At 72.7% G+C, this 23,772-nt stretch carries 22 protein-coding genes; 21 read left to right on the top strand and 1 reads right to left on the bottom strand.

The genetic code is table 11. The annotated features are described in order from the left end of the window. Window positions 1-336 precede the first annotated feature (336 nt). The 7 genes from ACFWJ4_RS14585 (at window position 337) to ftsH (ending at window position 11,084) form a co-directional block, all read left to right on the top strand. The gene (locus ACFWJ4_RS14585) at window positions 337-1,791 is read left to right on the top strand and encodes a hypothetical protein (protein ID WP_380354225.1); all 1,455 of its coding nucleotides are present in this window, start codon (window positions 337-339) and stop codon (window positions 1,789-1,791) included. Window positions 1,792-2,121: 330 nt separating this feature from the next. Beyond that, window positions 2,122-3,528 carry an ammonium transporter gene (locus ACFWJ4_RS14580; RefSeq protein ID WP_380543413.1) on the top strand — a complete coding sequence of 469 codons (1,407 nt, stop codon included), beginning with the start codon at window positions 2,122-2,124 and terminating at the stop codon, window positions 3,526-3,528. After that, the gene (locus ACFWJ4_RS14575) at window positions 3,525-3,863 is read left to right on the top strand and encodes a P-II family nitrogen regulator (protein ID WP_380543410.1); all 339 of its coding nucleotides are present in this window, start codon (window positions 3,525-3,527) and stop codon (window positions 3,861-3,863) included. Before ACFWJ4_RS14580 ends, ACFWJ4_RS14575 begins: the two co-directional genes overlap by 4 nt. A 247-nt stretch (window positions 3,864-4,110) precedes the next feature. Beyond that, entirely contained in the window at window positions 4,111-6,597 is a 2,487-nt protein-coding gene (locus ACFWJ4_RS14570) for a [protein-PII] uridylyltransferase (RefSeq protein WP_380543407.1), read from the top strand. A gap of 196 nt (window positions 6,598-6,793) precedes the next feature. Next, window positions 6,794-8,359 (top strand): signal recognition particle protein, encoded by a 1,566-nt coding sequence (gene ffh / locus ACFWJ4_RS14565; RefSeq protein WP_380354239.1) that lies wholly within the window; start codon window positions 6,794-6,796, stop codon window positions 8,357-8,359. Window positions 8,360-8,484: 125 nt separating this feature from the next. Further along, entirely contained in the window at window positions 8,485-9,009 is a 525-nt protein-coding gene (locus ACFWJ4_RS14560; protein WP_359900590.1) for a GNAT family protein, read from the top strand. Window positions 9,010-9,101: 92 nt separating this feature from the next. After that, window positions 9,102-11,084, top strand: a complete 1,983-nt coding sequence (gene ftsH, locus ACFWJ4_RS14555; RefSeq protein ID WP_380543404.1) for an ATP-dependent zinc metalloprotease FtsH — start codon at window positions 9,102-9,104, stop codon at window positions 11,082-11,084. Window positions 11,085-11,149: 65 nt separating this feature from the next. On the opposite strand, the gene ACFWJ4_RS14550 is transcribed toward ftsH, so the two are convergent. Beyond that, entirely contained in the window at window positions 11,150-11,974 is an 825-nt protein-coding gene (locus ACFWJ4_RS14550) for a class I SAM-dependent methyltransferase (protein ID WP_380543401.1), read from the bottom strand. A 189-nt stretch (window positions 11,975-12,163) separates the two neighbouring features. On the opposite strand from ACFWJ4_RS14550, the gene proS reads away from it, so the two are divergent. The 14 genes from proS (at window position 12,164) to ACFWJ4_RS14480 (ending at window position 23,772) form a co-directional block, all read left to right on the top strand. Continuing rightward, window positions 12,164-13,576 carry a proline--tRNA ligase gene (gene proS, locus ACFWJ4_RS14545; RefSeq protein ID WP_380543398.1) on the top strand — a complete coding sequence of 471 codons (1,413 nt, stop codon included), beginning with the start codon at window positions 12,164-12,166 and terminating at the stop codon, window positions 13,574-13,576. 593 nt (window positions 13,577-14,169) lie between these two features. Beyond that, the gene (locus tag ACFWJ4_RS14540) at window positions 14,170-14,748 is read left to right on the top strand and encodes a hypothetical protein (RefSeq protein ID WP_380543395.1); all 579 of its coding nucleotides are present in this window, start codon (window positions 14,170-14,172) and stop codon (window positions 14,746-14,748) included. 354 nt (window positions 14,749-15,102) lie between these two features. Further along, a complete protein-coding gene (rpsP, locus tag ACFWJ4_RS14535; RefSeq protein ID WP_359900600.1) occupies window positions 15,103-15,531 on the top strand; it encodes a 30S ribosomal protein S16 in 429 nt (142 codons plus the stop codon). Window positions 15,532-15,533: 2 nt separating this feature from the next. Next, window positions 15,534-15,773 (top strand): RNA-binding protein, encoded by a 240-nt coding sequence (locus ACFWJ4_RS14530; RefSeq protein ID WP_030056773.1) that lies wholly within the window; start codon window positions 15,534-15,536, stop codon window positions 15,771-15,773. Window positions 15,774-15,937: 164 nt separating this feature from the next. Next, a complete protein-coding gene (gene rimM / locus ACFWJ4_RS14525; RefSeq protein WP_380543392.1) occupies window positions 15,938-16,537 on the top strand; it encodes a ribosome maturation factor RimM in 600 nt (199 codons plus the stop codon). A 131-nt stretch (window positions 16,538-16,668) separates the two neighbouring features. After that, a complete protein-coding gene (trmD, locus tag ACFWJ4_RS14520) occupies window positions 16,669-17,487 on the top strand; it encodes a tRNA (guanosine(37)-N1)-methyltransferase TrmD (protein WP_359900684.1) in 819 nt (272 codons plus the stop codon). Window positions 17,488-17,641: 154 nt separating this feature from the next. Next, the gene (rplS, locus tag ACFWJ4_RS14515; RefSeq protein WP_030306736.1) at window positions 17,642-17,992 is read left to right on the top strand and encodes a 50S ribosomal protein L19; all 351 of its coding nucleotides are present in this window, start codon (window positions 17,642-17,644) and stop codon (window positions 17,990-17,992) included. Window positions 17,993-18,069: 77 nt separating this feature from the next. Next, window positions 18,070-19,029: a signal peptidase I gene (lepB, locus tag ACFWJ4_RS14510; protein ID WP_380543389.1), complete on the top strand. Its 960-nt coding sequence runs from the start codon at window positions 18,070-18,072 to the stop codon at window positions 19,027-19,029. Continuing rightward, window positions 19,013-19,972, top strand: coding sequence for a signal peptidase I (gene lepB / locus ACFWJ4_RS14505; RefSeq protein WP_380543386.1), 960 nt, complete (start codon window positions 19,013-19,015; stop codon window positions 19,970-19,972). Before lepB (ACFWJ4_RS14510) ends, lepB (ACFWJ4_RS14505) begins: the two co-directional genes overlap by 17 nt. Before the next feature lie 242 nt (window positions 19,973-20,214). After that, a complete protein-coding gene (gene lepB, locus ACFWJ4_RS14500) occupies window positions 20,215-21,219 on the top strand; it encodes a signal peptidase I (protein WP_380543383.1) in 1,005 nt (334 codons plus the stop codon). 160 nt (window positions 21,220-21,379) lie between these two features. Next, complete coding sequence (gene lepB, locus ACFWJ4_RS14495; protein WP_380543380.1) at window positions 21,380-22,132, top strand: signal peptidase I; 753 nt, start codon at window positions 21,380-21,382, stop codon at window positions 22,130-22,132. Between the two features lie 112 nt (window positions 22,133-22,244). Continuing rightward, window positions 22,245-22,718, top strand: a complete 474-nt coding sequence (locus ACFWJ4_RS14490; protein WP_380543377.1) for an NUDIX hydrolase — start codon at window positions 22,245-22,247, stop codon at window positions 22,716-22,718. 55 nt (window positions 22,719-22,773) lie between these two features. Next, on the top strand, window positions 22,774-23,100 hold the full coding sequence (locus tag ACFWJ4_RS14485) for a DUF2469 domain-containing protein (protein WP_030056781.1): 327 nt from the start codon (window positions 22,774-22,776) through the stop codon (window positions 23,098-23,100). A gap of 168 nt (window positions 23,101-23,268) precedes the next feature. Then, window positions 23,269-23,772, top strand: coding sequence for a YraN family protein (locus tag ACFWJ4_RS14480; protein ID WP_380543374.1), 504 nt, complete (start codon window positions 23,269-23,271; stop codon window positions 23,770-23,772).

The raw sequence follows: 23,772 nt of genomic DNA, 5'->3' as shown, positions 1-23,772 counted from the left end.
CTCCCTAAGTGAAGCGTGCGCCCCCGGGCTTCGGTTCACTCCTGGGGGTGGCGAAAGGTGGCGTTTCGCCAGGGCCGCTCCCGCGGGCCCCTCGCGGGGCATTACGTTCAGCACGCGGATGTCGTCGAGGAGTCTGTCCCGGGCCGTCGAGGAGCGGGAGTTGGGAATCTGACGGATCGTCCGCAACGATGGCACACCAGTGCGAGGGCGCTGCGGTACGGCGCCGCCGCGGCACGGCAGCACCTCAGGCACGGCACGTCTGGCAAGAGCCCGCAACCGTCGGGCGGTCACGATCGGGGGCCCCGGTAGGGGCCGGGCGGGATGGGGACGTTACCCATGGCAGAGAAGCAACCGAATGAGAAGCTGACCACGTGGTTCGCCCGCAGCGGCTGGTCCAAGGGCGAGTTGGCCCGTCAGGTCAACCGCCGGGCCCGGCAGATCGGTGCCCACCACGTGTCCACCGACACCTCGCGGGTGCGCCGCTGGCTCGACGGCGAACAGCCCCGCGAGCCGATTCCCAAGATCATGTCGGAACTCTTCTCCGAGCGGTTCGGCTCGGTGGTCTCGATCGAGGACCTCGGCCTGCGCGCCGCGATCCCGGTCTCGACCGTGGGCGGCGGCGTCGACCTGCCGTGGAGCGGCCCGCAGACCGTCCAGCTGATCAGCGACTACTCCCGCAGCGACCTCATGCTCAACCGCCGGGGCTTCCTCGGCACCTCGCTGGCGCTGACCGCGGGCGCCGCGCTGATCGAGCCGATGCAGCGCTGGCTCACCCCCGGCCCGACCGGCGTCCCCACCCCGATCCTCACCGCGGCCAACGGCGGCGAGGCGTTCACCGGCCGGCTCTCCGAGCCCGAGCTCGAACTGCTGGAGCAGACCACGGTCATGTTCCGGCAGTGGGACGCGCAGAACGGCGGCGGGCTGCGCCGCAAGGCCGTCGTCGGCCAGCTGCACGAGGTCACCGACCTGCTCCAGGAGACGTACAGCGAGGACACCACCAGGCGGCTGTTCCGACTCACCGCCGAACTCGCCCACCTGGCCGGGTGGATGTCGTACGACGTCGGGATGCACCCGAGCGCGCAGAAGTACTACGTGCTCGCCCTGCACGCGGCCAAGGAAGCGGGCGACCGCCCGTTCGGCGCGCTGATCCTCACCGACATGAGCCGCCAGATGATCCACCTCAACCGGGGCGAGGACGCCCTGGAACTCATCCACCTGGCCCAGTACGGCAGCCGCGACACCGCCACCCCGCGCCAGCAGTCCCTGCTGTACGCGATGGAGGCGCGCGCCTACGCCACCATCGGCGAGGTCAACCGCTGCGCCCGGGCGGTCCGGCTGGCCGAGGACACCTTCACCGACATCCGGGACGGGGACCAGGAGCCGGACTGGCTGAAGTTCTTCTCGCCTGCCGAGCTGAACGCCGAGAACGCGCACTCCTTCCGCGACCTCGCGTACCACTCGGACAACGCGCAGCTCTACGCCTCGATGTCCGCGCCGGTGATGGAGCGCGCGGTCGACCTGTTCCGCCAGGACGCCGACCACGTGCGCTCGTACGCCTTCAACCTGATCGGCATGGCCAGCGTCCACCTGCTGCAGAGGGAGGCCGAGCAGGCCGCGGTGATGGCCGAGCAGGCGGTGGACATCGCCACCAAGGTGCGCTCGGAGCGGCTGAACTCCCGGGTGCGCAAGACCACGGAGGCCGCGGCGGCCCGGTTCAAGGGCGTGGACGCGGTGAGCCGGCTCAAGGAGCGGGTGGTCCAGGACATCCCGGAGTTCGTCTCGGTGGTCTGACCGGTCGGTGGTCCGCCGGTCGGTGGTCCGACCGGCCCCGCCGAGGGCCTTCCGAGGGAAGCTCCACCGACCGTGGCGGCCGCCGCCGTCACGGTCGGTGGTATGTCCGGCGCCCGGTGGCACGGCACGGCGCGCGGCCGGACTGCGGGGATGCGGGGCCGCGGTTCACGCAGCCGTAACCCCTGCGTCGCACACGTCACGGCGGTGAAACAACCGGTCGCACTGGCCGAAACCAGCCTTCGACACGCTCCTCCTCAACGCCGACACCCCGGGTGGCACCACGGGACGGGTCCCCGGGCGCGGGTCGGCCTGGACGCAGAGGAGACGCCGATGCCGGACGGCTTCAGCGCGGGCGACACCGCCTTCGTGCTCATCAGTGCGGCCCTGGTCATGCTGATGACCCCTGGGCTGGCCTTCTTCTACGGGGGCATGGTCAGGGCCAAGAGCACACTGAACATGCTGGCGATGAGCTTCCTCTCGCTCGGCATCGTCAGCGTGCTGTGGGTCCTGTACGGCTACTCGCTCAGCTTCGGGTCCGACTCCTTCGCCGGGCTGATCGGCAACCTGGACCACCTCGGGATGCGCGGCCTCGGCCTCAACGAGCTGACCGGCTCCATCCCGGTCACCGCCTTCGCGCTCTTCCAGCTGATGTTCGCGGTCATCACCCCGGCGCTGATCAGCGGCGCCGTCGCGGACCGGGCGAGATTCGCGGCCTGGGGCCTGTTCATCGCGCTCTGGGTGACGATCGTCTACTTCCCGGTGGCGCACTGGGTCTTCTTCTTCGACGGCGGCCACGGCGGCTGGCTGGGCGACCGCAACGGCGTGATCGACTTCGCCGGCGGCACGGCCGTGCACATCAACGCGGGCGTCGCCGGCCTCGCGCTCTGCCTGGTGCTGGGCAAGCGGATCGGCTTCAAGAAGGACCCGATGCGCCCGCACAGCCTGCCGCTGGTGATGCTCGGCTCCGGGCTGCTCTGGTTCGGCTGGTTCGGCTTCAACGCGGGCTCGGCGCTCGCGGCCAACGGCGTCGCCGCGATGGCGATGGTCGACACCCAGGTCGCCACCGGCGCGGCGCTGATCGGCTGGCTGGTCTACGAGAGGTTCAAGCACGGCGCCTTCACCACGCTGGGTGCCGCCTCCGGCGCGGTGGCCGGGCTGGTCGCGATCACCCCGGCCTGCGGTTCGGTGAGCCCGCTCGGCGCGGTGGTGATCGGGCTGGTGGCGGGTGCGGTCTGCTGCGCCGCGGTCTCGCTCAAGTACCGCTGGGGCTTCGACGACTCGCTCGACGTGGTGGGCGTGCACGCGGTCGGCGGGGCGATCGGTTCGCTGCTGGTCGGCCTGTTCGCCACCGGCGGGGTCGGCCAGGGCGTCAAGGGCCTGTTCTACGGGGGCGGGATCGGGCAGCTGGGCAAGCAGGCGATGGGCGTGGCGGTGGTCGCGGCGTACTCCTTCGTGCTGTCCTGGCTGCTGGCCAAGGCGGTCGACCGGCTGGTCGGCTTCCGGGTCGCCGGGGAGGTCGAGGAGGCCGGCATCGACCAGGCCGAACACGCCGAGTCCGCCTACGATTTCAGCGCCGTGGGGGCAGGCCTGGCCCGGGCCCTGCCGGGCCTGGCCGTCGCTGCCGCGAAGCCCGCCGCAGAACGGTCCGCCGCCGCGGAGCCCGTCGCCGAGCGGTCCGCCGCCGCGGCTCCCGCCGAGAAGCCCGCCGAGAAGAAGACCGAGGTCGACGCCCGATGAAGCTCATCACCGCCGTGATCAAGCCGTACCGACTGGACGAGGTGAAGGCCGCCCTCCAGGCCTTCGGGGTGCACGGCCTGACCGTCACCGAGGCCAGCGGCTACGGCCGTCAGCGCGGCCACACCGAGGTGTACCGGGGGGCCGAGTACACCGTGGACCTGGTGCCGAAGGTCAGGATCGAGGTCCTGGTCGAGGACGAGGACGCCGAGGACCTGATCGACGTCCTGGTGAAGGCCGCCCGGACCGGGAAGATCGGCGACGGCAAGGTGTGGAGCATCCCGGTCGACACCGCCGTACGGGTCCGGACCGGCGAGCGCGGCCCGGACGCCCTGTAGCCCCGCGCCGGACGGCGGACCTGTCACCCCCGGGTGCGCGGGTCCGCCCGACGGCGCAACGGCGTCCTCCGGCCGGCCGAACGGCCCGCCCGGCGGGTCGGGGCGGCGGCACGGCGGTCCGCGCGGCACGACGGTTCGCACGCCCGGTGGCCTGCGCGGCACGACGGTTCGCACGCCCCGGCGGCCCGCGCGGCACGGCGGTTCACCAGCACGACGGCTCAGCAGCACGACGGACGGGACCACGCACATGACCTCCGAGACCAGCCCCTCCGAGCCCTCCGACCCCGTCGCCCCGGGCGGCTCCTGCGACCCCGCGGACCCCTTCGACCTCGCGGGCAGGGCCGCCGCCCGGGCCGCGCTGCCGGCCGGCCCCGGCCCGGGCGGCCGCCCCCGCCGCCGGGAGCTCGCCCGGCTCGCCGACGACTGGCTGGCCGGCCTGCTCGCGGCCGCCGGCGCCCCGCCCCGCGTCGCCCTGGTCGCGGTCGGCGGGTACGGGCGGGGCGAGCTGTCCCCGCGCAGCGACCTGGACGTCCTGCTGCTGCACGACGGCCCGATCCCCCGGGAGCTGCCCGAGCGGATCTGGTACCCGGTCTGGGACTCGGGCGCCAGGCTCGACCACGCCGTGCGCACCGTCGCCCAGGCCCGCTCGGTCGCCGCCGCCGACCTCAAGGTCCAGCTCGGCCTGCTGGACGCCCGTCACCTCGCCGGGGACCGGGCGCTCACCGACGCCCTGCGCGCCGCGGTGCTCACCGACTGGCGCGCGAGCGCCCCCGCGCGCCTGCCGGAGCTTCGAGAGCTGGGCCGCGAGCGGGCCGAACGGCACGGTGAGCTGTCCTTCCTGCTGGAGCCCGACCTCAAGGAGGCCCGCGGCGGCCTGCGCGACGTCGTGGCGCTGGACGCGATCGCCGCCACCTGGCTGGCCGACGCGCCCCGGGAAGGCCTGGACGCCGCCGCACAGCGGCTGGCCGACGTGCGCGACGCCCTGCACCTGGTCACCGGCCGGGCCACCGAACGGCTCAGCCTCCAGGACCAGGACCAGGTCGCCGAGCGGCTCGGGGTGCTGGACGCCGACACCCTGCTGCGCCAGGTCTACGAGGCCGCCCGCACCATCGCGTACGCGGGCGACGTCACCTGGCGGGCGGTGGACCGGGTGCTCGCGGCCCGCGGCGGCCGGGGCCGGCGGGTGCGTCGGCCGGGCATCCCCTTCGTCGGCTCCGGACGCGGCACCGGCGCGGTGGCCCGGGGCGCGGTCGAGCGGCGGCCGCTCGCCGAGGGCGTGGTCGAGCAGGACGGCGAGGCGGTGCTCGCCCAGGGCGCCCGCCCCGCCGCCGACCCGGTGCTGCCGCTGCGCGCCGCGGCCGCGGCCGCGCAGAACGGGCTGACCGTCTCGTACGCCACGGTGCGCCGACTGGCCGCCGAGTGCCGCCCGCTGCCGGTGCCCTGGCCGGACGAGGCGCGCGAGCAGCTGGTCACCCTGCTGGGCGCGGGGGAGTCGGCCGTCCCGGTGTGGGAGGCGCTGGAGGCGCAGGGGCTGGTCCGCCGGCTGCTGCCGGACTGGGAGCGGGTGCGCTGCCGTCCGCAGCGCAACGCGGTGCACCGCTGGACGGTGGACCGGCACCTGGTGGAGACGGCGGTGCGGGCCGCCGCGATGACCCGCCGGGTGGCCCGGCCGGACCTGCTGCTGGTCGCCGCGCTGCTGCACGACATCGGCAAGGGCTGGCCGGGGGACCACAGCGCGGCCGGCGAGGTGATCGTCCGCGACCTCGGCGCCCGGATGGGCTTCGGCCCCGAGGACACCGAGACCCTGGCGGTACTGGTCCGCCACCACCTGACCCTGGTGGACACCGCGACCCGGCGCGATCCGGACGACCCGGCCACCGTCGAGGCGATCACCAAGGCGGTCACCACCCTGCCGGAGCTGGAGCTGCTGCACGCGCTCACCGAGGCGGACGCGCTGGCCACCGGGCCGGCCGCGTGGAGCGGCTGGCGGGCCTCGCTGGTGGACGGGCTGGTGGCCCGAGTGGCGGACCGGCTGGCCGGGGCGGGAGTCCCGCCGGTCGAGGCGGCGCCGACCGCCGAGCAGGAGCGGCTGGCGGTCGAGGCCGCCCGGACCGGGCAGCCGGCGCTGTCGCTGCGGGCCCGATCGGAGGGGGCGGAGCCGGGCGCCGAGCCGATGGGCGTCGAGCTGAACCTGGCGGTCCCGGACCGTCCCGGACTGCTCGGCACCGCCGCCGGGGTGCTCGCGCTGCACCGGCTGGCCGTCCGTTCGGCCGGGCTGCGCGAGCTGGACCCGGTGGGCGCCGGGCCGGTGCTGGTGCTGTCCTGGCGGGTGGCGGCCGAGTACGGCGAGCTGCCGGAGGCGGCCCGGCTGCGGGCCGACCTGCGCCGGGCACTGGACGGCTCGCTGGACGTCGCCCGCCGCCTCGCCGAGCGGGACGCCGCCGCCCCGCGCCGCCGGGGCATCCCCACGCCGCCGCCGCTGGTCGCGGTGGCGCCGGCGGTGGCCTCGGCGACCGCGACCGTGCTGGAGGTCCGCGCCCACGACGCCCCCGGGCTGCTGCACCGGATCGGCCGGGCGCTGGACGGGGCGGGCGTGCGGGTGCGCACCGCGCACGTGTCCACGCTGGGCGCGGAGGCCGTCGACTCGTTCTACCTGACCGACGAGGCGGGGCGGCCGCTGACCGCCGGGCGGGCCGGCGAGGTGGCGGCGGCGGTCCGGGCCGCGCTGGGCTGAGCGCCGGGCCCGGTCGGGGCCGGTCCGGGCCGGTCCGGGCCGGGCCGCCCGGGCTCGCGGAAGGACGCGGGCAGGGGTGCGGCCACGGGTACGGGCAGGAGTTCCGACCGGGGGTGGAGACCTCACCCGGGGCGGCCGGATACCCTGGGGGGCGACGACCGTACTGATACCGATGCCGCAGAGGACCCGCGACGACGTGTTCGACACCCTTTCCGATCGCCTCGCAGCGACGTTCAAGAACCTCCGGGGCAAGGGCCGCCTGAGCGAGGCGGACATCGACGCCACCGCCCGCGAGATCCGCATCGCGCTGCTGGAGGCGGACGTCGCGCTGCCGGTCGTCCGGGCCTTCATCAAGCAGGTCAAGGAGCGGGCCCTCGGTGCCGAGGTCTCCGGCGCGCTGAACCCGGCGCAGCAGATCATCAAGATCGTCAACGAGGAGCTCATCGCGATCCTCGGTGGCGAGACCCGCCGGGTGCGGTTCGCCAAGAGCGGCCCGACGGTGATCATGCTGGCCGGTCTCCAGGGTGCCGGTAAGACCACCCTCGCGGGCAAGCTCGGCCACTGGCTGAAGACGCAGAAGCACACCCCGCTGCTGGTCGCCTGCGACCTCCAGCGCCCCAACGCGGTCAACCAGCTCCAGGTGGTCGCCGAGCGCGCCGGCGTGGCCTTCTACGGCCCGCAGCCGGGCAACGGCGTCGGCGACCCGGTGCAGGTGGCCAAGGACTCGATCGAGTACGCCAAGCAGAAGCAGTACGACGTCGTCGTCGTCGACACCGCCGGCCGCCTGGGCATCGACGCCGAGCTGATGCAGCAGGCCGCCGACATCCGTGCCGCGGTGAACCCGGACGAGGTCCTGTTCGTCGTCGACGCGATGATCGGCCAGGACGCGGTCACCACCGCCCAGGCCTTCCTCGACGGCGTCGACTTCACCGGCGTGGTGCTCTCCAAGCTCGACGGCGACGCCCGCGGCGGTGCCGCCCTGTCGGTCGCGCACGTCACCGGCCGGCAGATCATGTTCGCCTCCAACGGCGAGAAGGTCGACGACTTCGACGCCTTCCACCCGGACCGGATGGCCTCGCGCATCCTCGGCATGGGTGACGTCCTCTCGCTGATCGAGAAGGCCGAGCAGACCTTCTCGCAGGCCGAGGCGGAGAAGATCGCCGCCAAGCTGCGCGGCGGCCCGAAGCAGTTCACCCTGGACGACTTCCTGTCCCAGCTGGAGCAGGTCCAGAAGATGGGCTCGATCTCCAAGCTGCTCGGCATGCTGCCCGGCATGGGCCAGATCCGGGACCAGATCAACAACATCGACGACAAGGACGTCAACCGGGTCGGCGCGATCATCAAGTCGATGACCCCGGCCGAGCGCGCCGAGCCGGAGCTGATCAACGGCTCCCGCCGGGCCCGCATCGCCAAGGGTTCGGGCGTCCAGGTCGGCGAGGTGAAGAACCTGGTCGAGCGGTTCTTCGACGCCCGCAAGATGATGTCCGCGATGGCCTCCGGCAAGGGCATGCCCGGCATGCCGGGGATCCCAGGCATGGGCGGCGGCGGGAAGAAGTCCGCCAAGAAGGCCCCGCAGGCCAAGGGCAAGCGCAAGAGCGGCAACCCGCTGAAGCGGGCGCAGGACGAGGCCGCGGCCGCCGAGCGCCGCGCGCTCGGTCCGGGCGCCGGCCAGGGTCCGGCGGACGGCGGCGCGTTCGGCCTCGGCGCGGGCAAGGGCCCGGCCGACTTCGAGCTGCCCAAGGAGTTCAAGGACATGCTGTAGTCCTTGGACGTTCCGCCGCCTTCGGTCACCCGTTGATCAATGGCGGTCGGTCCTGATCGATTCTGATCGGCCCGTCGCCCGGTGTTTCCGGGCGGCGGGCCGATCGCGTGTCCGATGATGGGGACATGCGAGTGATGATCAGGGCCCCGAGGGCCGACGACACGGCCGCGTACGCCGAGGCGGTCCGGCGGTCCGCCGAGCACATCGGACGGTGGAACCCGGTCGAGCCGGACGGACTGCCCGACCTGCTGAAGCGCCAGGGCTCCGGGCTGCGCACCTTCCTGATCCTCGACCGGGAGACCGGCGGACTGGTCGGCAAGGTGAACGTCGCCAACATCGTGATGAGCCGCTTCTGCAACGCCACGCTGGGCTACGACTCCTACCTCCCGTTCAACGGCACCGGCCGGATGACCGAGGGCATGCGGCTGGTCGTGGACCGCTGCTTCGCCCCGCAGTCGGCCGACGGACTGGGGCTGCACCGGCTGGAGATCAACGTCCAGCCGGACAACGAGCGCTCGGTCGCGATGGCCAAGCGGCTGGGCTTCCGGCACGAGGGCTTCTCCCCGCGGATGCTGTTCCTCCAGGGCGACTGGCGCGACCACGAGCGGTTCGCCCTGACCGCCGAGGAGTGGCCGGGCGCAACGGCATAGCCGCTGGTGGGAGGGGTTGGCGCGGGCGTACGGCGGTCCGGGCGCGGCGTTGCGATTGGCTCGTCCGAGCAGCTGTCCGTATTGTCCGATGGGTGACCGAACCCGTGCCGCCACGTCAGACCCCCGAACAGCCCTGGCGTTCGGAGGGTGCCCCGCCCCCGCCGCCCAAGCGCCGGATGCCCGGCGGCTGGGTGGGCCTCGCCCTCACCGCCCTCGTGGTGTTCCTGATCTCGGACCTGCTGCTGTCCTTCTTCGGCCCCGCCGGCGCCACCACGATCTCGTACACCGAGTTCAACAACCAGCTGAACAAGGGCAACATCACCAAGATCTACGCCAAGGGCGACGCGATCGAGGGCACCCTCAAGACCGCCCAGCCCAAACCGGACGGCGGCAAGGGCGACTACACCGAGTTCGACACCCAGCGGCCCTCCTTCGCGGGCGACAACCTCTGGGCCACCCTTCAGCAGCAGGGCGTCGAGGTCACCGCCACCTCGCCCGTCCAGCAGCGCAGCTTCCTCACCAACCTGCTGCTCTCGCTCGCCCCGATGCTGCTGCTGATCTTCATCTGGGTGCTGCTCGCCCGCCGGATGGCCGGCGGACTCGGCGGCGGACCGCTCGGCCGCAAGGCTCCGCCCAAGCCGGTCATGGCCGAGGAGGGCAAGCGCACCACCTTCGCCGACGTGGCCGGCATCGACGAGGTCGAGGCCGAACTCACCGAGGTCGTCGACTACTTGAAGAACCCCGAGCGGTACCGCCGGCTCGGTGCCAAGATGCCGCGCGGCGTGCTGCTGAGCGGCCCGCCCGGAACCGGCAAGACCCTGCTGGCCCGGGCCGTGGCCGGCGAGGCGAACGTGCCGTTCTTCTCCGCCTCCGCCTCCGAGTTCATCGAGATGATCGTCGGCGTCGGCGCCAGCCGGGTCCGCGAGCTGTTCGCCGAGGCCCGCAAGGTCGCCCCCGCGATCATCTTCATCGACGAGATCGACACCATCGGCCGCCAGCGCGGCGCCGGCGGCGGCATGGGCGGGCACGACGAGCGCGAGCAGACCCTCAACCAGATCCTCACCGAGATGGACGGCTTCACCGGCTCCGAGGGCGTCATCGTGATCGCCGCGACCAACCGGGCGGACGTGCTCGACCCGGCGCTGCTGCGCCCCGGCCGCTTCGACCGGCGGATCACCGTCAGCCCGCCCGACCGGGAGGGCCGTGCCGCGATCCTGCGCATCCACAGCCGCAGCGTCCCGCTGGCCGGCGGCACCGACCTCAACCAGCTGGCCAAGGTCACGCCCGGGATGACCGGCGCCGAACTCGCCAACCTGGTCAACGAGGCCGCGCTGCTGGCCGTCAAGCGCGAGCAGGACGCCGTCAACGAGCGGGACCTCTCGGACGCCCTGGAGAAGGTCCAGCTCGGGGCGGTGCGGCCGCTGGTGATGCCGCAGGAGGAGCGCGAGCGGACGGCGTACCACGAGAGCGGGCACGCGCTGCTGGGCATGCTCCAGCCCGGCGCGGACCCGGTCCGCAAGATCACCATCGTGCCGCGCGGCCGGGCGCTCGGCGTCACCCTCTCCACCCCGGAGAACGACCGCTACTCGTACACCGAGCCCTACCTGCGCGGCCGGATCATCGGCGCGCTCGGCGGCATGGCGGCCGAGCAGGTGGTCTACGGGGTGATCACCACCGGCGCGGAGAGCGACCTGGAGCAGGTCACCAACATCGCCCGCGGGATGGCCGGGCGCTGGGGGATGAGCGAGCGGGTCGGGCGGCTCACCGCGGTGCCCTCCGACCCGCAGGGCGCGTACGGGCTCTCCGCCGCGCCGACCACCCTGGACGCGGTGGACGAGGAGGCCCGGCGGATCGTCTCCGAGTGCTACGGCGACGCGGTGCGGATCCTGAACGAGCAGCGGCACCGGCTGGACGCGCTGGCGGCGGCGCTGCTGGAGGCGGAGACGCTGGACGAGGAGGCGGCGTACCGGGCGGCGGGGGTGCCGCGGGAGGCGGCCTCGGAGGGCTCGGCGGGGTCGTCCGGGGGGTCCGAAGGCGCCGAAGGTTCCGACGGGAAGTCGATCGACCGGGCGTGACGCCCGATGCCGGGGGCGCGCGCCAGAGTGGCGAGCGCCCCCGGTTTTTCGTCTCCCCGCCCCTGCTAGCGCGGCCGCTCGGCGACCAGGTAGCGGAACAGGTTCTCCATCCGCACCGTGCCGTCCGCGCGCAGATGCGGCTGGAGCGCCTCCTCCAGCTCCTTGGCCACCAGCGAGGCGCCGGAGAACTCCTCGGCCGGATCGAACAGACCGGTGGAGAGCAGGCCGCGAACGGCGCTGTCGAGGTCGGCGTACGCGAACGGGCAGCTCACCCGGCCGCTGCCGGCCGGGCGCAGGCCGGCCGGGGCGAGCAGGTCCTCCAGGGCGCCCGGCGCGCTCAGCTCGAACGGGTCCCGCGCGGTGGTCCGGCCCGCCATCCGCCGGGCCACGTCCAGCACCGCGGCGCTCTCGCAGCGCTCCGGCGGGCCCCAGGCGGCCAGCACCACGTGCCCGCCCGGGAGAGCGAGCCGGGCGGCCTCGGCGACCACCGGGCCGGACCCGGCGGCGCCGGGCAGCTGCTCGAAAACCGTCACCAGCGAGTGGGCCGAGCGGGGGACGGCGGACGCCGTCCGAGCCCCCGCGCACACCCGCAGCCGACGGTCGTGGGCCAGCTCGCGCAGCTCCTCCCGCGGCTCCTGCCCGGCGACCTGGGCACCCCGCCCGGCGGCGAGCAGCAGGGCCAGCCCGGACCGGCAGCCCAGGCCCAGCACACTGCTCGCCGGGCCGACCTCCAGACGGTCGTAGACCGCCTCGTAGAGCGGCACCAGCATGCGTTCCTGGATCTCCGCCCAGTCGCGCGCCCGCGCGGGGCGGGCGACCCCGGTCCGCGGGTGGTGCGGGCGTGCGCCCGTCGGTCGTGCGGTCGTGCCGGTCGTCCGAGCTGAAGCCACGGCGGCCTCCCATCCGGTCCTTCGGTGTGCTGCTACGGCTCCCCCAAAGTCCCGCCCCACACCAGCGAACAGCGGGTCGGGCCCGGCGTCCAGAGGGGTGCAGGGTGGTGCGCGCGTGTCGCGGTGGTGCGCCCCCGTCCGGTGATACCGATTCGAAACCGGGGCCCCGGGCCCCGTACCATTCGCCCCATGGCTAAGGCACCCGTTCTCACCCCTCAGGCGGAAGACTTCCCGCGCTGGTACCAGGACCTCATCAACAAGGCCGAGCTGGCCGACAACGGTCCGGTGCGCGGCACCATGGTCATCCGACCGTACGGCTACGGCCTGTGGGAGCGGATGCAGCAGGAGATGGACGCGCGGATCAAGAAGGCCGGCGCGCAGAACGCCTACTTCCCGATGTTCATCCCGCAGTCCTACCTGACCAAGGAAGCCGAGCACGTCGAGGGCTTCGCCCCCGAACTCGCGGTGGTCACCCACGGCGGCGGCAAGCAGCTGGAGGAGCCGGTCGTCGTCCGGCCGACCTCCGAGACGATCATCAACGAGTACTTCTCGAAGTGGGTGCAGAGCCACCGGGACCTGCCCCTGCTGATCAACCAGTGGGCCAACGTGGTCCGTTGGGAGCTGCGCCCGCGCGTCTTCCTGCGCACCACCGAGTTCCTCTGGCAGGAGGGCCACACCGCCCACGCCACCTACGAGGACGCCCGCGCCTACGCGTCGATGATCCACACCCAGGTCTACGGCGACTTCATGACCAACGTGCTCGGCATCGACGTCGTGCTCGGCCGCAAGACCGCCAAGGAGCGCTTCGCCGGCGCCATCAACACCCTCACCCTCGAGGGCATGATGGGCGACGGCAAGGCCCTGCAGATGGGCACCAGCCACGAGCTGGGCCAGAACTTCGCCAAGGCGTTCAACACCACCTACCAGCTGCAGGGCGCCGAGCGCGAGTACGTCTGGCAGACCTCCTGGGGCGTCTCGACCCGCATGGTCGGCGGCCTGATCATGTCCCACGGCGACGACAACGGCCTGCGGGTGCCCCCGCGCCTGGCCGCCGTCCAGGCCGTCGTGCTCGCCATCAAGGGCGACGACGCGGTCATCGCCAAGGTCCGCGAGATCGGCGCCCAGCTGGAGGCCGCCGGCATCCGGGTCGTGGTCGACGACCGCACCGACACCCCGTTCGGCCGCCGCGCCGTCGACTGGGAGCTCAAGGGCGTTCCGCTGCGCATCGAGGTCGGCCCGCGCGACCTGGAGAACGGCACCGCGATGCTGGCCCGCCGCATCCCGGGCGGCAAGGAGCCGGTCTCCATCGACTCCCTCGTCGCGCTGGTCCCGGGCGTGCTGGAGGAGGACCAGGCGCTGCTGCTGCGCCAGTCCCGCGAGCGCCGCGAGTCCCGCACGGTCGACGTCAAGACCATCGACGAGGCCATCGAGGCCGCCGCGACCGGCTGGGGCCGGATCTCCTGGGCCGAGCTCGGCGCGGAGGGCGAGGCCAAGCTGGCCGAGCAGGGCGTCACGGTGCGCTGCATCGTCGCGGCCGACGGCTCGGTGCCGGCGGCGGACGACCAGGAGGGCAACATCGCGATCGTCGCCCGGGCGTACTGACGTCCGTCCGGGGCACGCCGTCGTCCGTCGGGGGTGCGCCGTCGTCCGTCCGGGGCCCGCTTGCCCCGGGTCCGGGTCCGCTCCGGGGGCGCGCTTGGCCCGGGCGTGCGTCCGTTCCGGGCGCGCGGCCGTCACGGGTGCGCCCCGACGGGCGTTCGGTGTTCGGTGGATGTCCTGTTGATGTCCGCCGGGCGTCCGTCGTCCGCGGGTAATGACCGACAGCGGCGACATTTGCCCGGAATGCGGAAGGGTAAGAATCCGGTAACTCCTCCGGTGCGTCCCCGCGGTGGACATCCCTACTGGCCGGTCAACTCCCGGTATTAACGGAATAGCGGTACGGTGTACGGCCCGTGGCCCTGTCAATCCGGCAGGCCCACGGGCCGTACGTCCTGGGTGGCGACAGCCCGCTCCCCGGACGGAAATTCACCAGGCCCGCCGACCTCGCGACGGGCCGAAACCGGCAGGGGGTTGGTCTTGCGTCAGATCCGGAACGCGCAATTCGCGCGCGGCCTTGCATTCCTGGGAGTTCCCTGTGAATTTCCCAAGAACGAGAACATGCGGAACATCGGCTCGCACTCCATCGTTGGTCTAGCGTGAGCACGACACAGCCCCTCGTTCTCGCGGCCGAACTGGCCGCCGCCTGGAGTGACATCCAGGCCTACCACCAGGACCTCCCCGACCTCGCCTCGCCCGAGGCGCTGATCGGCGAGTCCTCCTCGGCCTGCGGGACACGGCTCGGTTTCGAGCGACTCCTGCACGAGGCCGCCCACGGTCTGGCCGCGGCCCGGGACATCCGGGACACCTCGCGGGCCGGCCGCTACCACAACCGGCGCTTCCTGATGCTCGCTTCCGAGCTGGGCCTGGCGCACCCGGTCGAGCCGCACGCGAGCAGCGGCTTCTCCCAGGTGACCATGCTCAAGGAGACGCAGGAGCGGTACACCGAGACCATCGAGCGCCTGGACCGTGCCCTCGGGGCGCACCAGGAGGCGGTGGCCGGCGACGGCGCGACGCGCGCCTTCCGCGGCCCGGCGGCCCGGCACGGCTCCTCCGGGGGTGGCGTGCGGGTCAAGGCGGTCTGCGGCTGCGGGCGCAACGTCCGGGTCGTTCCGTCGGTGCTCGCGCAGGCGTCCATCGTCTGCGGCGCGTGCCAGCAGCCGTTCAAGATCGCTTAGTCGTTCGACGTCCCGGCGGGCTGCTGTGCGGGCAGCGGTCCGGCCGGAATGAGCGGCACCGGGCGGCAGAGTGAGCGGTACCGAATGAGTGGTACCGAATGAGCGGTACAGCAGGACAGCGGTGACGTCTTCGGGTTGGACCGGGAGCGGGGGCTCCCGGTCGAGCTCTGACCGGGCTCCCGGTCCCGCGTTCAGCCGGTTCTCGCCGATGTGGCAGAATGGACAGCTGAGTACTCGGCAGCCGAGCAGGACCCCTCTCTCCTACGGCTGGCGTGTCCCTTGAACGGTCCGCCGCGCAACCCCACGCGATGGCGAGCCCGCTCACCCACGTCAACACCAGGAGAATCCACTCCCGTGGCAGTCAAGATCAAGCTGAAGCGTCTCGGCAAGATTCGCTCCCCGCACTACCGCATCGTCGTCGCCGACGCCCGCACCAAGCGTGACGGCCGCGCGATCGAGGAGATCGGCATCTACCAGCCGACCTACAACCCCTCGAAGATCGAGGTCGACAGCGACCGCGCCCAGTACTGGCTGTCCGTCGGCGCCCAGCCGACCGAGCCGGTGCTCGCCATCCTGAAGCTGACCGGCGACTGGCAGAAGTTCAAGGGCCTGCCGGCTCCGGCGCCGCTGCTGGTCGCCGAGCCGAAGGTCGAGGACTTCTCGCACCTGTTCGCGAAGGCCGTCGCCGGCTTCGAGGACGCCACCACCGGTGTCGCCATCACCCCGAAGGCCAAGAAGTCGGACAAGGCCGAGGCCGAGGCCGACGTCGCCGCCGAGGCCTGATCGTGATCGAGGACGCCCTCGACCACCTGGTGAAGGGCATCGTCGAGCACCCCGACGAGGTGCAGGTGCGCTCGCGCAACCTGCGTCGGGGTAACACCATCGAGGTGCGAGTGCACCCCGATGACCTCGGCAAGGTGATCGGCCGGGGCGGCCGTACGGCGCGCGCTCTGCGCACCGTGGTCGGCGCCCTCGGCGGTCGCAACGTCCGGGTCGACCTGGTCGACGTGGACAACATTCGCTGACGCTGCTGCTCGTTCAGCCGTCAGGGCTTGTGAGGCCGACCGGGACGCATGTCGTCCCGGTCGCCCTTTTCGCATTTCCCTCCGCATTTCCCTCGCATCATCGCTTCGCAGCCCGTCGCCGTCGCTTTTCGTTTCGGCTCAGGAACTCCAGGAGAACGATCACCGTGCAGCTCGTCGTCGGCAGGATCGGCCGTGCCCACGGCATCAGGGGGGACGTCAGTGTCGAGGTCCGCACCGACGAGCCGGAACTCCGGCTCGGCCCCGGTGCCGTCGTGCTCACCGACCCCGCGTCGGTCGGGCCGCTGACCGTCGAGTCGGGCCGGGTGCACAGCGGCCGGCTGCTGCTGCGCTTCGCCGGCGTCAAGGACCGCAACGCGGCCGAGGCCCTCCGCGGCACCGTGCTCATCTCCGAGGTCGACCCGGAGGAGAGCCCCGAGGACCCGGAGGAGTACTACGACCACCAGCTGATCGGCCTGGACGTGGTGCTGCTGGACGGCACCCTGGTCGGCGAGCTGACCGAGGTCCTCCACCTGCCCTACCAGGACCTGCTCACGGTCAGGAAGGCAGACGGGACCGAGGTGCTGGTGCCCTTCGTCAGCCAGATCGTGCCGACCATCGATCTGGAGAACCAGCGCGCCGTGATCACCCCGCCGCCCGGGCTGATCGACCCAGAGCAGGCCGACGTCGCGGGGACCTCCTCGGCCGAGGGCGCCGAGACCGCTGAGGGTGCCGACGGCGCCGAGGGCTCGGAGGAGTCGCAGTGACCGCGGAGGAGAACGCCGGGGCGGACGTTCCGGCGGCCGACGGCGCCGTGTCGAGCGGTGCGGCCACGAGCGGCGCGGCCACGAGCGGCGCCGGGGCGGACGACGCGGGGGCCGGCGGTGCGCGGAGCGGCATGCGGATCGACGTCGTCACGATCTTCCCCGAGTACCTGGAGCCGCTGGACGTCTCGCTGGTCGGCAAGGCCCGCGCCCGCGGCCAGCTGGACGTGCACGTCCACGACCTGCGCGAGTGGACCCACGACGTGCACCGCACGGTCGACGACAGCCCGTACGGCGGCGGCCCCGGCATGGTGATGAAGCCCGAGCCGTGGGGCGAGGCGCTGGACGCGGTGATCGCCGGCGGCCCCGAGGGGCAGGTGCCCACCCTGATCGTCCCGACGCCGAGCGGGCGACCGTTCACCCAGGAGCTCGCCCAGGAACTGGCCGGGCGCCCCTGGCTGGCCTTCACCCCCGCCCGGTACGAGGGCATCGACCGCCGGGTGATCGAGGAAGCGGCCACCCGGATGCCGGTGGTCGAGGCCTCGATCGGCGACTATGTGCTGGCCGGCGGCGAGGTCGCCGTGCTGGTGATGGTCGAGGCGATCGCCCGGCTGCTGCCGGGGGTGCTCGGCAACGCCGAGTCCCACCGCGACGACTCCTTCGCGCCGGGCGCGATGGCCGACCTGCTGGAGGGCCCGGTCTACACCAAGCCCGCCGAGTGGCGCGGCCGGACGGTGCCGGACGTGCTGCTCAGCGGCAACCACGGCAGGATCGCCCGCTGGCGCCGCGAGCAGGCCTTCGCCCGGACCCTGGCGAACCGGCCCGACCTGGTCGAGCGCTGGCAGTACGGAGCCTTCGACAAGAAGGAGCGGGAGGCGCTGAGCATCCTCGGCCTGGCCTGGGACGAGCGGCTCGGCCGATTTCGGTCCGTGGCCGGTGATGTGGAAGAATAGGCGGCTGTTGTCTGTCGCTGGTTCCCTTCCGTAGGGGACACGTGGACCGGCGCCCTCGCCACGGGGGGATCGTCGTCAGCCGATGCGGCCCGCAGCAAACCCCATTGTGACGATTTTCCGTGGGCGGCCCGTGGCGCCTGCGATGGAGAGCAACATGAGCAACAAGCTCGCTGCTGTCGACGCGGCCTCGCTGCGTAGCGACATTCCGGCCTTCCGCGCCGGTGACACCCTGAAGGTTCACGTCCGGGTCATCGAGGGCAACCGCTCCCGTGTCCAGGTCTTCCAGGGCGTCGTCATCCGCCGCCACGGCGCCGGTATCGGTGAGACCTTCACCGTCCGCAAGGTCAGCTTCAACGTCGGCGTGGAGCGCACCTTCCCGGTGCACACCCCGGTCGTCGAGAAGATCGAGGTCGTGACCCGCGGTGCGGTTCGCCGCGCCAAGCTGTACTACCTGCGTGACCTCCGCGGCAAGGCCGCGAAGATCAAGGAGAAGCGCGACCGCTGATCCACCGGCCCCCGGCCTCGCCGGGGATCGGAACGCTCCGAGGGGGGCGAACGACCGCAAGGTAAGCTCACCCCCCGATGAGCACGCACGAACCACCCGCGGACCGCGACGGCAGTCCCGCACCCACCGGTGCGGACTCGCTGTCGCGGTCCGCGGTCGTTTCCGGGAGCGGTTCCGCCGGGGTCGACGACGGGGGTGCCGCGGCGGATGGTGTGGACGGCCCGGCGGCCACCGGCGGGCCGGAGCATGCCGAGGTACCGGAGCGCACTGAGGTACCGGAGCAGGTCGAGGGCCCTGAACGCGTCGGGGAGCGGACGGGCGGCTGCGGAGACGACGGCCCGGAGCAGGACGAGGAGCCGGGGCACTCGCGTTCGCGCGACCTGCTGCTGGTGGCCGGGATCTGCCTGACAGCCCTGCTGCTGGTGAACGCCTTCGTCGCGCGTCCGTTCTCGGTGCCCTCCGGGTCGATGGAGGAGACCCTGCGCCCGGGCGACCGGCTGGTCGCGAACCAGCTCGCCTACGCCTTCGGCGGCCACCCCCGCCGGGGCGACGTCGTGGTCTTCGACGGGACGGGCTCCTTCCTCCGGGAGTCGGCGAAGCCGCCCGGCTTCTGGGACGGCCTGCGCTCGTTCGCCCAGGACCTCGGTCTGGCCCCGGCCGGGAACACGGTCTACGTCAAGCGCGTGATCGGCGTTGGCGGGGACCGGGTGACCAGCACCGGCCCGGGCGCGCCGATCACCGTCAACGGCGTGTCGATCGACGAGACCTCCTACCTGTCCCCGGGCGACGACCCGTCGAGCGTGGCCTTCGACATCGTCGTGCCCGCCGGCAAGCTGTGGGTGATGGGTGATCACCGCAGCGCCTCCCGGGACTCCCGCGACCACCTCGGCGAGCCCGGCGGCGGCTTCGTACCCGAGGCGAAGGTGATCGGCAGGGCGGACTGGGTGGTCTACCCGTTCTCGCACTGGACCGGCCTGGACCGGCCCGCGGCCTTCGCCCCGACTGCGGGGACGGGTGGTCATGGGGACCAGGGGTAGGGGACGGCTCGCCGACCGTCCGGCCGCCGGGGGAGCGGCGACCGCGGGACCGGGGCAGGACGGCGGCGCCGGATCGGGGCCGACCGGTGCCCCGCCGACACGCGGTCGGGCCGAGCGCCGTCGCAGTGCCCGCAAGGCGGCCGGTCGGCGCAAGCGCTCGCTGGTGCGCGAGGTGCCGCTGATCGTCCTGGTGGCCCTGCTGGTGGCGCTGGTGATGAAGACCTTCCTGATCCAGGTGTTCGTGATCCCCTCGGGCTCGATGGAGCAGACCATCCAGATCGGGGACCGGGTACTGGTCGACAAGCTGACCCCCTGGTTCGGCAGTGAGCCGCAGCGCGGCGACATCGTGGTGTTCAAGGACCCGGGCGGCTGGCTGGAGCGCGACCGGAAGCCGTCCGGCGACGGCCCGGTGCTGGGCGGGGCCAAACAGGTGCTGACCTTCGTCGGACTGCTGCCCTCCGACAACGAGCAGGACCTGATCAAGCGGGTGATCGGCGTCGGCGGGGACACCGTCGAGTGCTGCGACGCACAGGGGCGCCTCAGTGTCAACGGTCGTCCGGTGGAGGAGTCCTACCTCGCGCCCGGCAACCCGCCGTCCCGGCAGACCTTCAAGGTGCAGGTGCCACAGGGACGGCTGTGGGTCATGGGCGACCACCGGGACGTCTCCGCCGACTCCCGTTTCCACATGGGCAATCCGGGCCAGGGAACGGTCCCGTTGAGCGACGTGGTCGGCCGCGCGTTCGTGATCGCCTGGCCGCTGGACCGCTTCCATCAACTCGATGCGCCAGGTTCACTCTCCTCTCTCGCCCGGATGCCGCAGGCCGGCGGAACTGCCGCGGAGTCGGTGGGCGTTGGGCCGGTTCCTGTGGAACCCCCGCTCGTTATGGGTGTGTTGGGCATCCTTCCGTTCGTCGCGCGCAGGTCGGGGCGGCCTCCGGAGTGAGCAGCGCCGGCCGTCGACCGGACGGGCCTCGCGTGTGGGACCGCGAGCCGGATGCCTGGGAGTGATAGAGAAGTGCAGGTGCGGCCGGGAGTGGTCCCGGTCGTGTGCCGAGGCCGTGCTGGTGTCGGGGGAGTCCGCGGTGGGCAGCCCTGAGGCGTTCATGGTCGTGGTGAGCGTGGTGCCCGCTGTGCGGCACTCTGAGCGCGGGCGCGCGGGCGTCCGCACAGCAGGGAGGAGACGTTGTGGGGGATTTGGTGATCGGCGCCCGATCAGGCGCCGGAGAGCCCGAGGGCCCAGGTCGTCGGGCGGACCGGTCCGCCGAGTCCGCGGCCTCCTCGGCCTCGGTCGAGGACGCGGCGGCGCAGACCGCTGACGGGCAGGGTGCCGGCTCGGAGGACTCCCCGGACTCCTCGCACGCGGGGGCCGAGCCCGCGGACGGATCGGAGTCGGAGGCTCCCTCCAAGCCGCGCAAGCCGCGTTCGTTCTGGAAGGAACTGCCGATCCTGGTCGGCATCGCGCTGATCCTCGCGCTGGTGATCAAGACGTTCTTCGTCCAGGCGTTCTCCATTCCGTCGGAATCGATGCAGAACACGCTGCAGGTCGGCGACCGCGTCCTGGTGGACAAGCTGACCCCGTGGTTCGGGGCCGAGCCCGAGCGCGGTGAGGTCGTGGTGTTCCACGACCCGGGCGGCTGGCTGAGCGACGAGCCGACCCAGCAGAGCAGCAACGCCTTCCTCCGGGGCGTGCAGGACGTGCTCAGCTTCGTCGGTCTGATGCCCTCCGCCAACGAGAAGGACCTGATCAAGCGGGTCATCGCGGTCGGCGGGGACACCGTCGAGTGCGAGGGCGAGGGGCCGGTCAAGGTCAACGGTGTCGCCCTCAACGAGCCGTACGTCTACCAGGGCAACACCCCCTGCGGCGACCACCCCTTCGGCCCGGTCAAGGTGCCCAAGGACCGGATCTGGGTGATGGGTGACCACCGCGCCAACTCGCTGGACTCCCGTTTCCACATGGACCAGCCGGGTGGCGGCACCGTCCCGGTGGACAACGTGATCGGGCGCGCGTTCGTGGTGGCCTGGCCGATCAGCCACTGGTCCACGCTGCCGGTGCCGGACACCTTCGACCAGAAGGGCCTGGCGGCGGCCGCGCCGATGGCGCCCCCCGTGGCCGGTGCGGTGGGGGCCGTCGCCCTGCTCCCGCTGGTCCGTCGGGTGCGGGGCCGGGCGGAGCACCGCAAGGAGTCCTGAGCTCCACCGGATCGTGTTCCGCCGGGTTGGCCCCGGCTCTTGCGCGGGCCGTGGTACCGACGAGTAATCTGCTCGGACGTGCCACGGCCCGTCGGCTTTTCCGCCCGTGCCTCCGGCGTGCCAGTGGTGTTCTCCGGTCGGCCAGAGGTGGACGGTGTCGATGAGCAGTGTCGTGGAGCAGACGGTCGACCGCCCTCCGGTACCCGCCCGTGGGCGCCGCGGGGCCGCCGCGGTGCTCCAGGGCGTCGCCCTGGCGCTGGGGCTGGTGCTGATGGTCGGCGGCTTCGCCCTGATCGCGATCGACTACCGGCCGTACAAGATCCCCACCGCCTCGATGCACCCGACCCTGCGCGCCGGGGACACCGTGCTCGCCCGCAAGGTCGGCGGCGGCGACATCGGGCGGGGCGACGTGGTGGTCTTCCGGGACCAGGCCTGGGGCGGTGAGCTCATGGTCAAGCGGGTGGTCGCGGTCGGCGGGGACACCGTCGCCACCACCGGGGCCGATTACCGGCTGACGGTCAACGGGCAGCCGGTGGACGAGCCCTACCTCGCGACACAGGGCCGCCAGGGCGCTTCGTTCAGCGGCACGGTGCCGCAGGGCCGGCTGTTCCTGCTCGGCGACAACCGGATGGGCTCGCTCGACTCCCGCACCCACCTGGAGGTCGACGACGGGACCGTCCCGGCCGAGGCCGTCGAGGCCAGGGTCGAGGCCACGGTGCTGCCCTTCGGCCGCATGGGCCTGCTCGGCCGGGTCACGGACTTCGACGGCTTCGCGGGCCCGAAGGCCTCGCAGCCGGGGCCGCTGGGGCCCTTCGCCGCCGCCGCTGTTGCGGGCGCGGCGCTGATCCTCGTGACCTCGGTGGTGGGCGGGGTGGCGGGTCTGGCCCGCCGGCTCCGGGGGCGCGGCGCCTGAGCGGGACCGTCGCCCGGCGGGCCGCTCTGCCGAACATCGCCCCGGACGGCCGCGTCGGGTGGCAGGATCGGTAGCGCCACCGATGCGGACGGAAGGAGCGTGGAGCGCTGCCATGACAGCACGGCGCCGCAGGGCGGCGCGGATCCTGCTGCTGGACGGGCTGGACCGCATCCTCCTCTTCCTGGGGGCCGATCCGGCCACCCCGGGGGAGACGTGGTGGTTCACGCCCGGAGGCGGCTTGGAGCCGGGGGAGGACGTGCGCGGGGCCGCCGAGCGGGAGCTCGCCGAGGAGACCGGCTTGCGGGGTGTGGACCTGGGGCCCTTGGTGGCGTACGGCACGGTGTCGTTCTCCTTTCAGGGACAGCGCTACGAGCAGGAGCAGTGGTTCCACCTGGCCCGGACCACGGAGACGGGGCTGGACCACTCGGGCATGGGCGCCGACGAGCACGCCCAGTTGCTCGCGGCGCGCTGGTGGACGGTCGAGGAACTGAGGGGGACCGCCGAGACGGTCTATCCGCCCGGTCTGGCGGACTTCCTGGAGCGGCTGCTGGCCGAGGGCCCGCCGGTGGATCCGGTACGGCTCTGACCGTGGGTGCGGTGGTCCACAATGGGTGGACGTGACAAGTTGAGGGGACGCCTGGATGAGTGCCGAAGATCTCGAGAAGTACGAGACCGAGATGGAGCTCAAGCTCTACCGGGAGTACCGGGACGTCGTCGGCCTGTTCAAGTACGTGATCGAGACCGAGCGACGGTTCTACCTCACCAACGACTACGAGCTGCAGGTGCACTCGGTCCAGGGCGAGGTGTTCTTCGAGGTGTCGATGGCGGATGCGTGGGTCTGGGACATGTACCGGCCGGCCCGGTTCGTCCGCAAGGTCCGGGTGCTGACCTTCAAGGACGTGAACATCGAGGAACTCGCGAAGAGCGACCTGGAGCTGCCCTCGGACGAGTCCGGCTTCGGGAACTGACGTTGAACGACTCCGTCCCGCGTTGTCCAGCCGATTTCGGGAGGAACGGGGCTTCTCACTCCTGCGGGTGACAAAAGTTGTCCACAGGCCCGGGTTATCCACAGGGGCAGGGAATTCCCGGGCCTCGGCGCGCGCCTTGGTGCAGCCTCCTCGGCGGAGGTGGTCACCATGCAGCACACCGTCGTGCAGGACCAGGCCGTACCGGACACGGCCGCAGCCGGGAAGACCCCGCGGGCGATCCCGGAGCGCAGCACCAAGAACGGGCTCGGCCGCTACGGGGAGCGGGTCGCCGCCCGCCGCCTCACCGAGGCCGGGCTCCGCATCCTGGACCGCAACTGGCGTTGCGTCGAGGGCGAGCTGGACATCGTCGCCCTCGACGGCGACACCGTGGCGGTCTGCGAGGTGAAGACCCGCTCCGAGCGGGGGTTCCAGCAGCCCACCGAGGCCATCGACCGGGCCAAGGCCGCCCGACTGCAGCGCCTGGCCGAGCGCTGGATGGCCGAGCGCTGGCCCGGTCACTTCGCGGAGTTGGCCGGGCCCGGCTACGACCCGGGGCCCACCGATCCGCAATGGCCGCCCGCCCCACCGGGCGGGGTGCGGATCGACCTGGTCGCGGTGGTCAACCGGGCGCGGGGTGCGGCCCTGGTCGACCATCTGCGGGGGGTGGTCTGA

Source organism: Kitasatospora sp. NPDC127067, assembly GCF_042724755.1.
Lineage (GTDB): Bacteria > Actinomycetota > Actinomycetes > Streptomycetales > Streptomycetaceae > Kitasatospora > Kitasatospora lactacystinica.
This window is presented reverse-complemented; position numbering and strand designations above follow the sequence as displayed.

Excerpts from the sequence above, each read along its gene's own strand:
- ACFWJ4_RS14585 (WP_380354225.1), top strand. The coding sequence starts at position 337 with ATGGCAGAGAAGCAACCGAATGAGAAGCTGACCACGTGGTTCGCCCGC.
- ACFWJ4_RS14580 (WP_380543413.1), top strand. The coding sequence starts at position 2,122 with ATGCCGGACGGCTTCAGCGCGGGCGACACCGCCTTCGTGCTCATCAGT.
- ACFWJ4_RS14575 (WP_380543410.1), top strand. The coding sequence starts at position 3,525 with ATGAAGCTCATCACCGCCGTGATCAAGCCGTACCGACTGGACGAGGTG.
- ACFWJ4_RS14570 (WP_380543407.1), top strand. The coding sequence starts at position 4,111 with ATGACCTCCGAGACCAGCCCCTCCGAGCCCTCCGACCCCGTCGCCCCG.
- ACFWJ4_RS14560 (WP_359900590.1), top strand. The coding sequence starts at position 8,485 with ATGCGAGTGATGATCAGGGCCCCGAGGGCCGACGACACGGCCGCGTAC.
- proS (WP_380543398.1), top strand. The coding sequence starts at position 12,164 with ATGGCTAAGGCACCCGTTCTCACCCCTCAGGCGGAAGACTTCCCGCGC.
- trmD (WP_359900684.1), top strand. The coding sequence starts at position 16,669 with ATGCGGATCGACGTCGTCACGATCTTCCCCGAGTACCTGGAGCCGCTG.
- rplS (WP_030306736.1), top strand. The coding sequence starts at position 17,642 with ATGAGCAACAAGCTCGCTGCTGTCGACGCGGCCTCGCTGCGTAGCGAC.
- lepB (WP_380543389.1), top strand. The coding sequence starts at position 18,070 with ATGAGCACGCACGAACCACCCGCGGACCGCGACGGCAGTCCCGCACCC.
- lepB (WP_380543386.1), top strand. The coding sequence starts at position 19,013 with ATGGGGACCAGGGGTAGGGGACGGCTCGCCGACCGTCCGGCCGCCGGG.
- lepB (WP_380543380.1), top strand. The coding sequence starts at position 21,380 with ATGAGCAGTGTCGTGGAGCAGACGGTCGACCGCCCTCCGGTACCCGCC.
- ACFWJ4_RS14490 (WP_380543377.1), top strand. The coding sequence starts at position 22,245 with ATGACAGCACGGCGCCGCAGGGCGGCGCGGATCCTGCTGCTGGACGGG.
- ACFWJ4_RS14485 (WP_030056781.1), top strand. The coding sequence starts at position 22,774 with ATGAGTGCCGAAGATCTCGAGAAGTACGAGACCGAGATGGAGCTCAAG.
- ACFWJ4_RS14480 (WP_380543374.1), top strand. The coding sequence starts at position 23,269 with ATGCAGCACACCGTCGTGCAGGACCAGGCCGTACCGGACACGGCCGCA.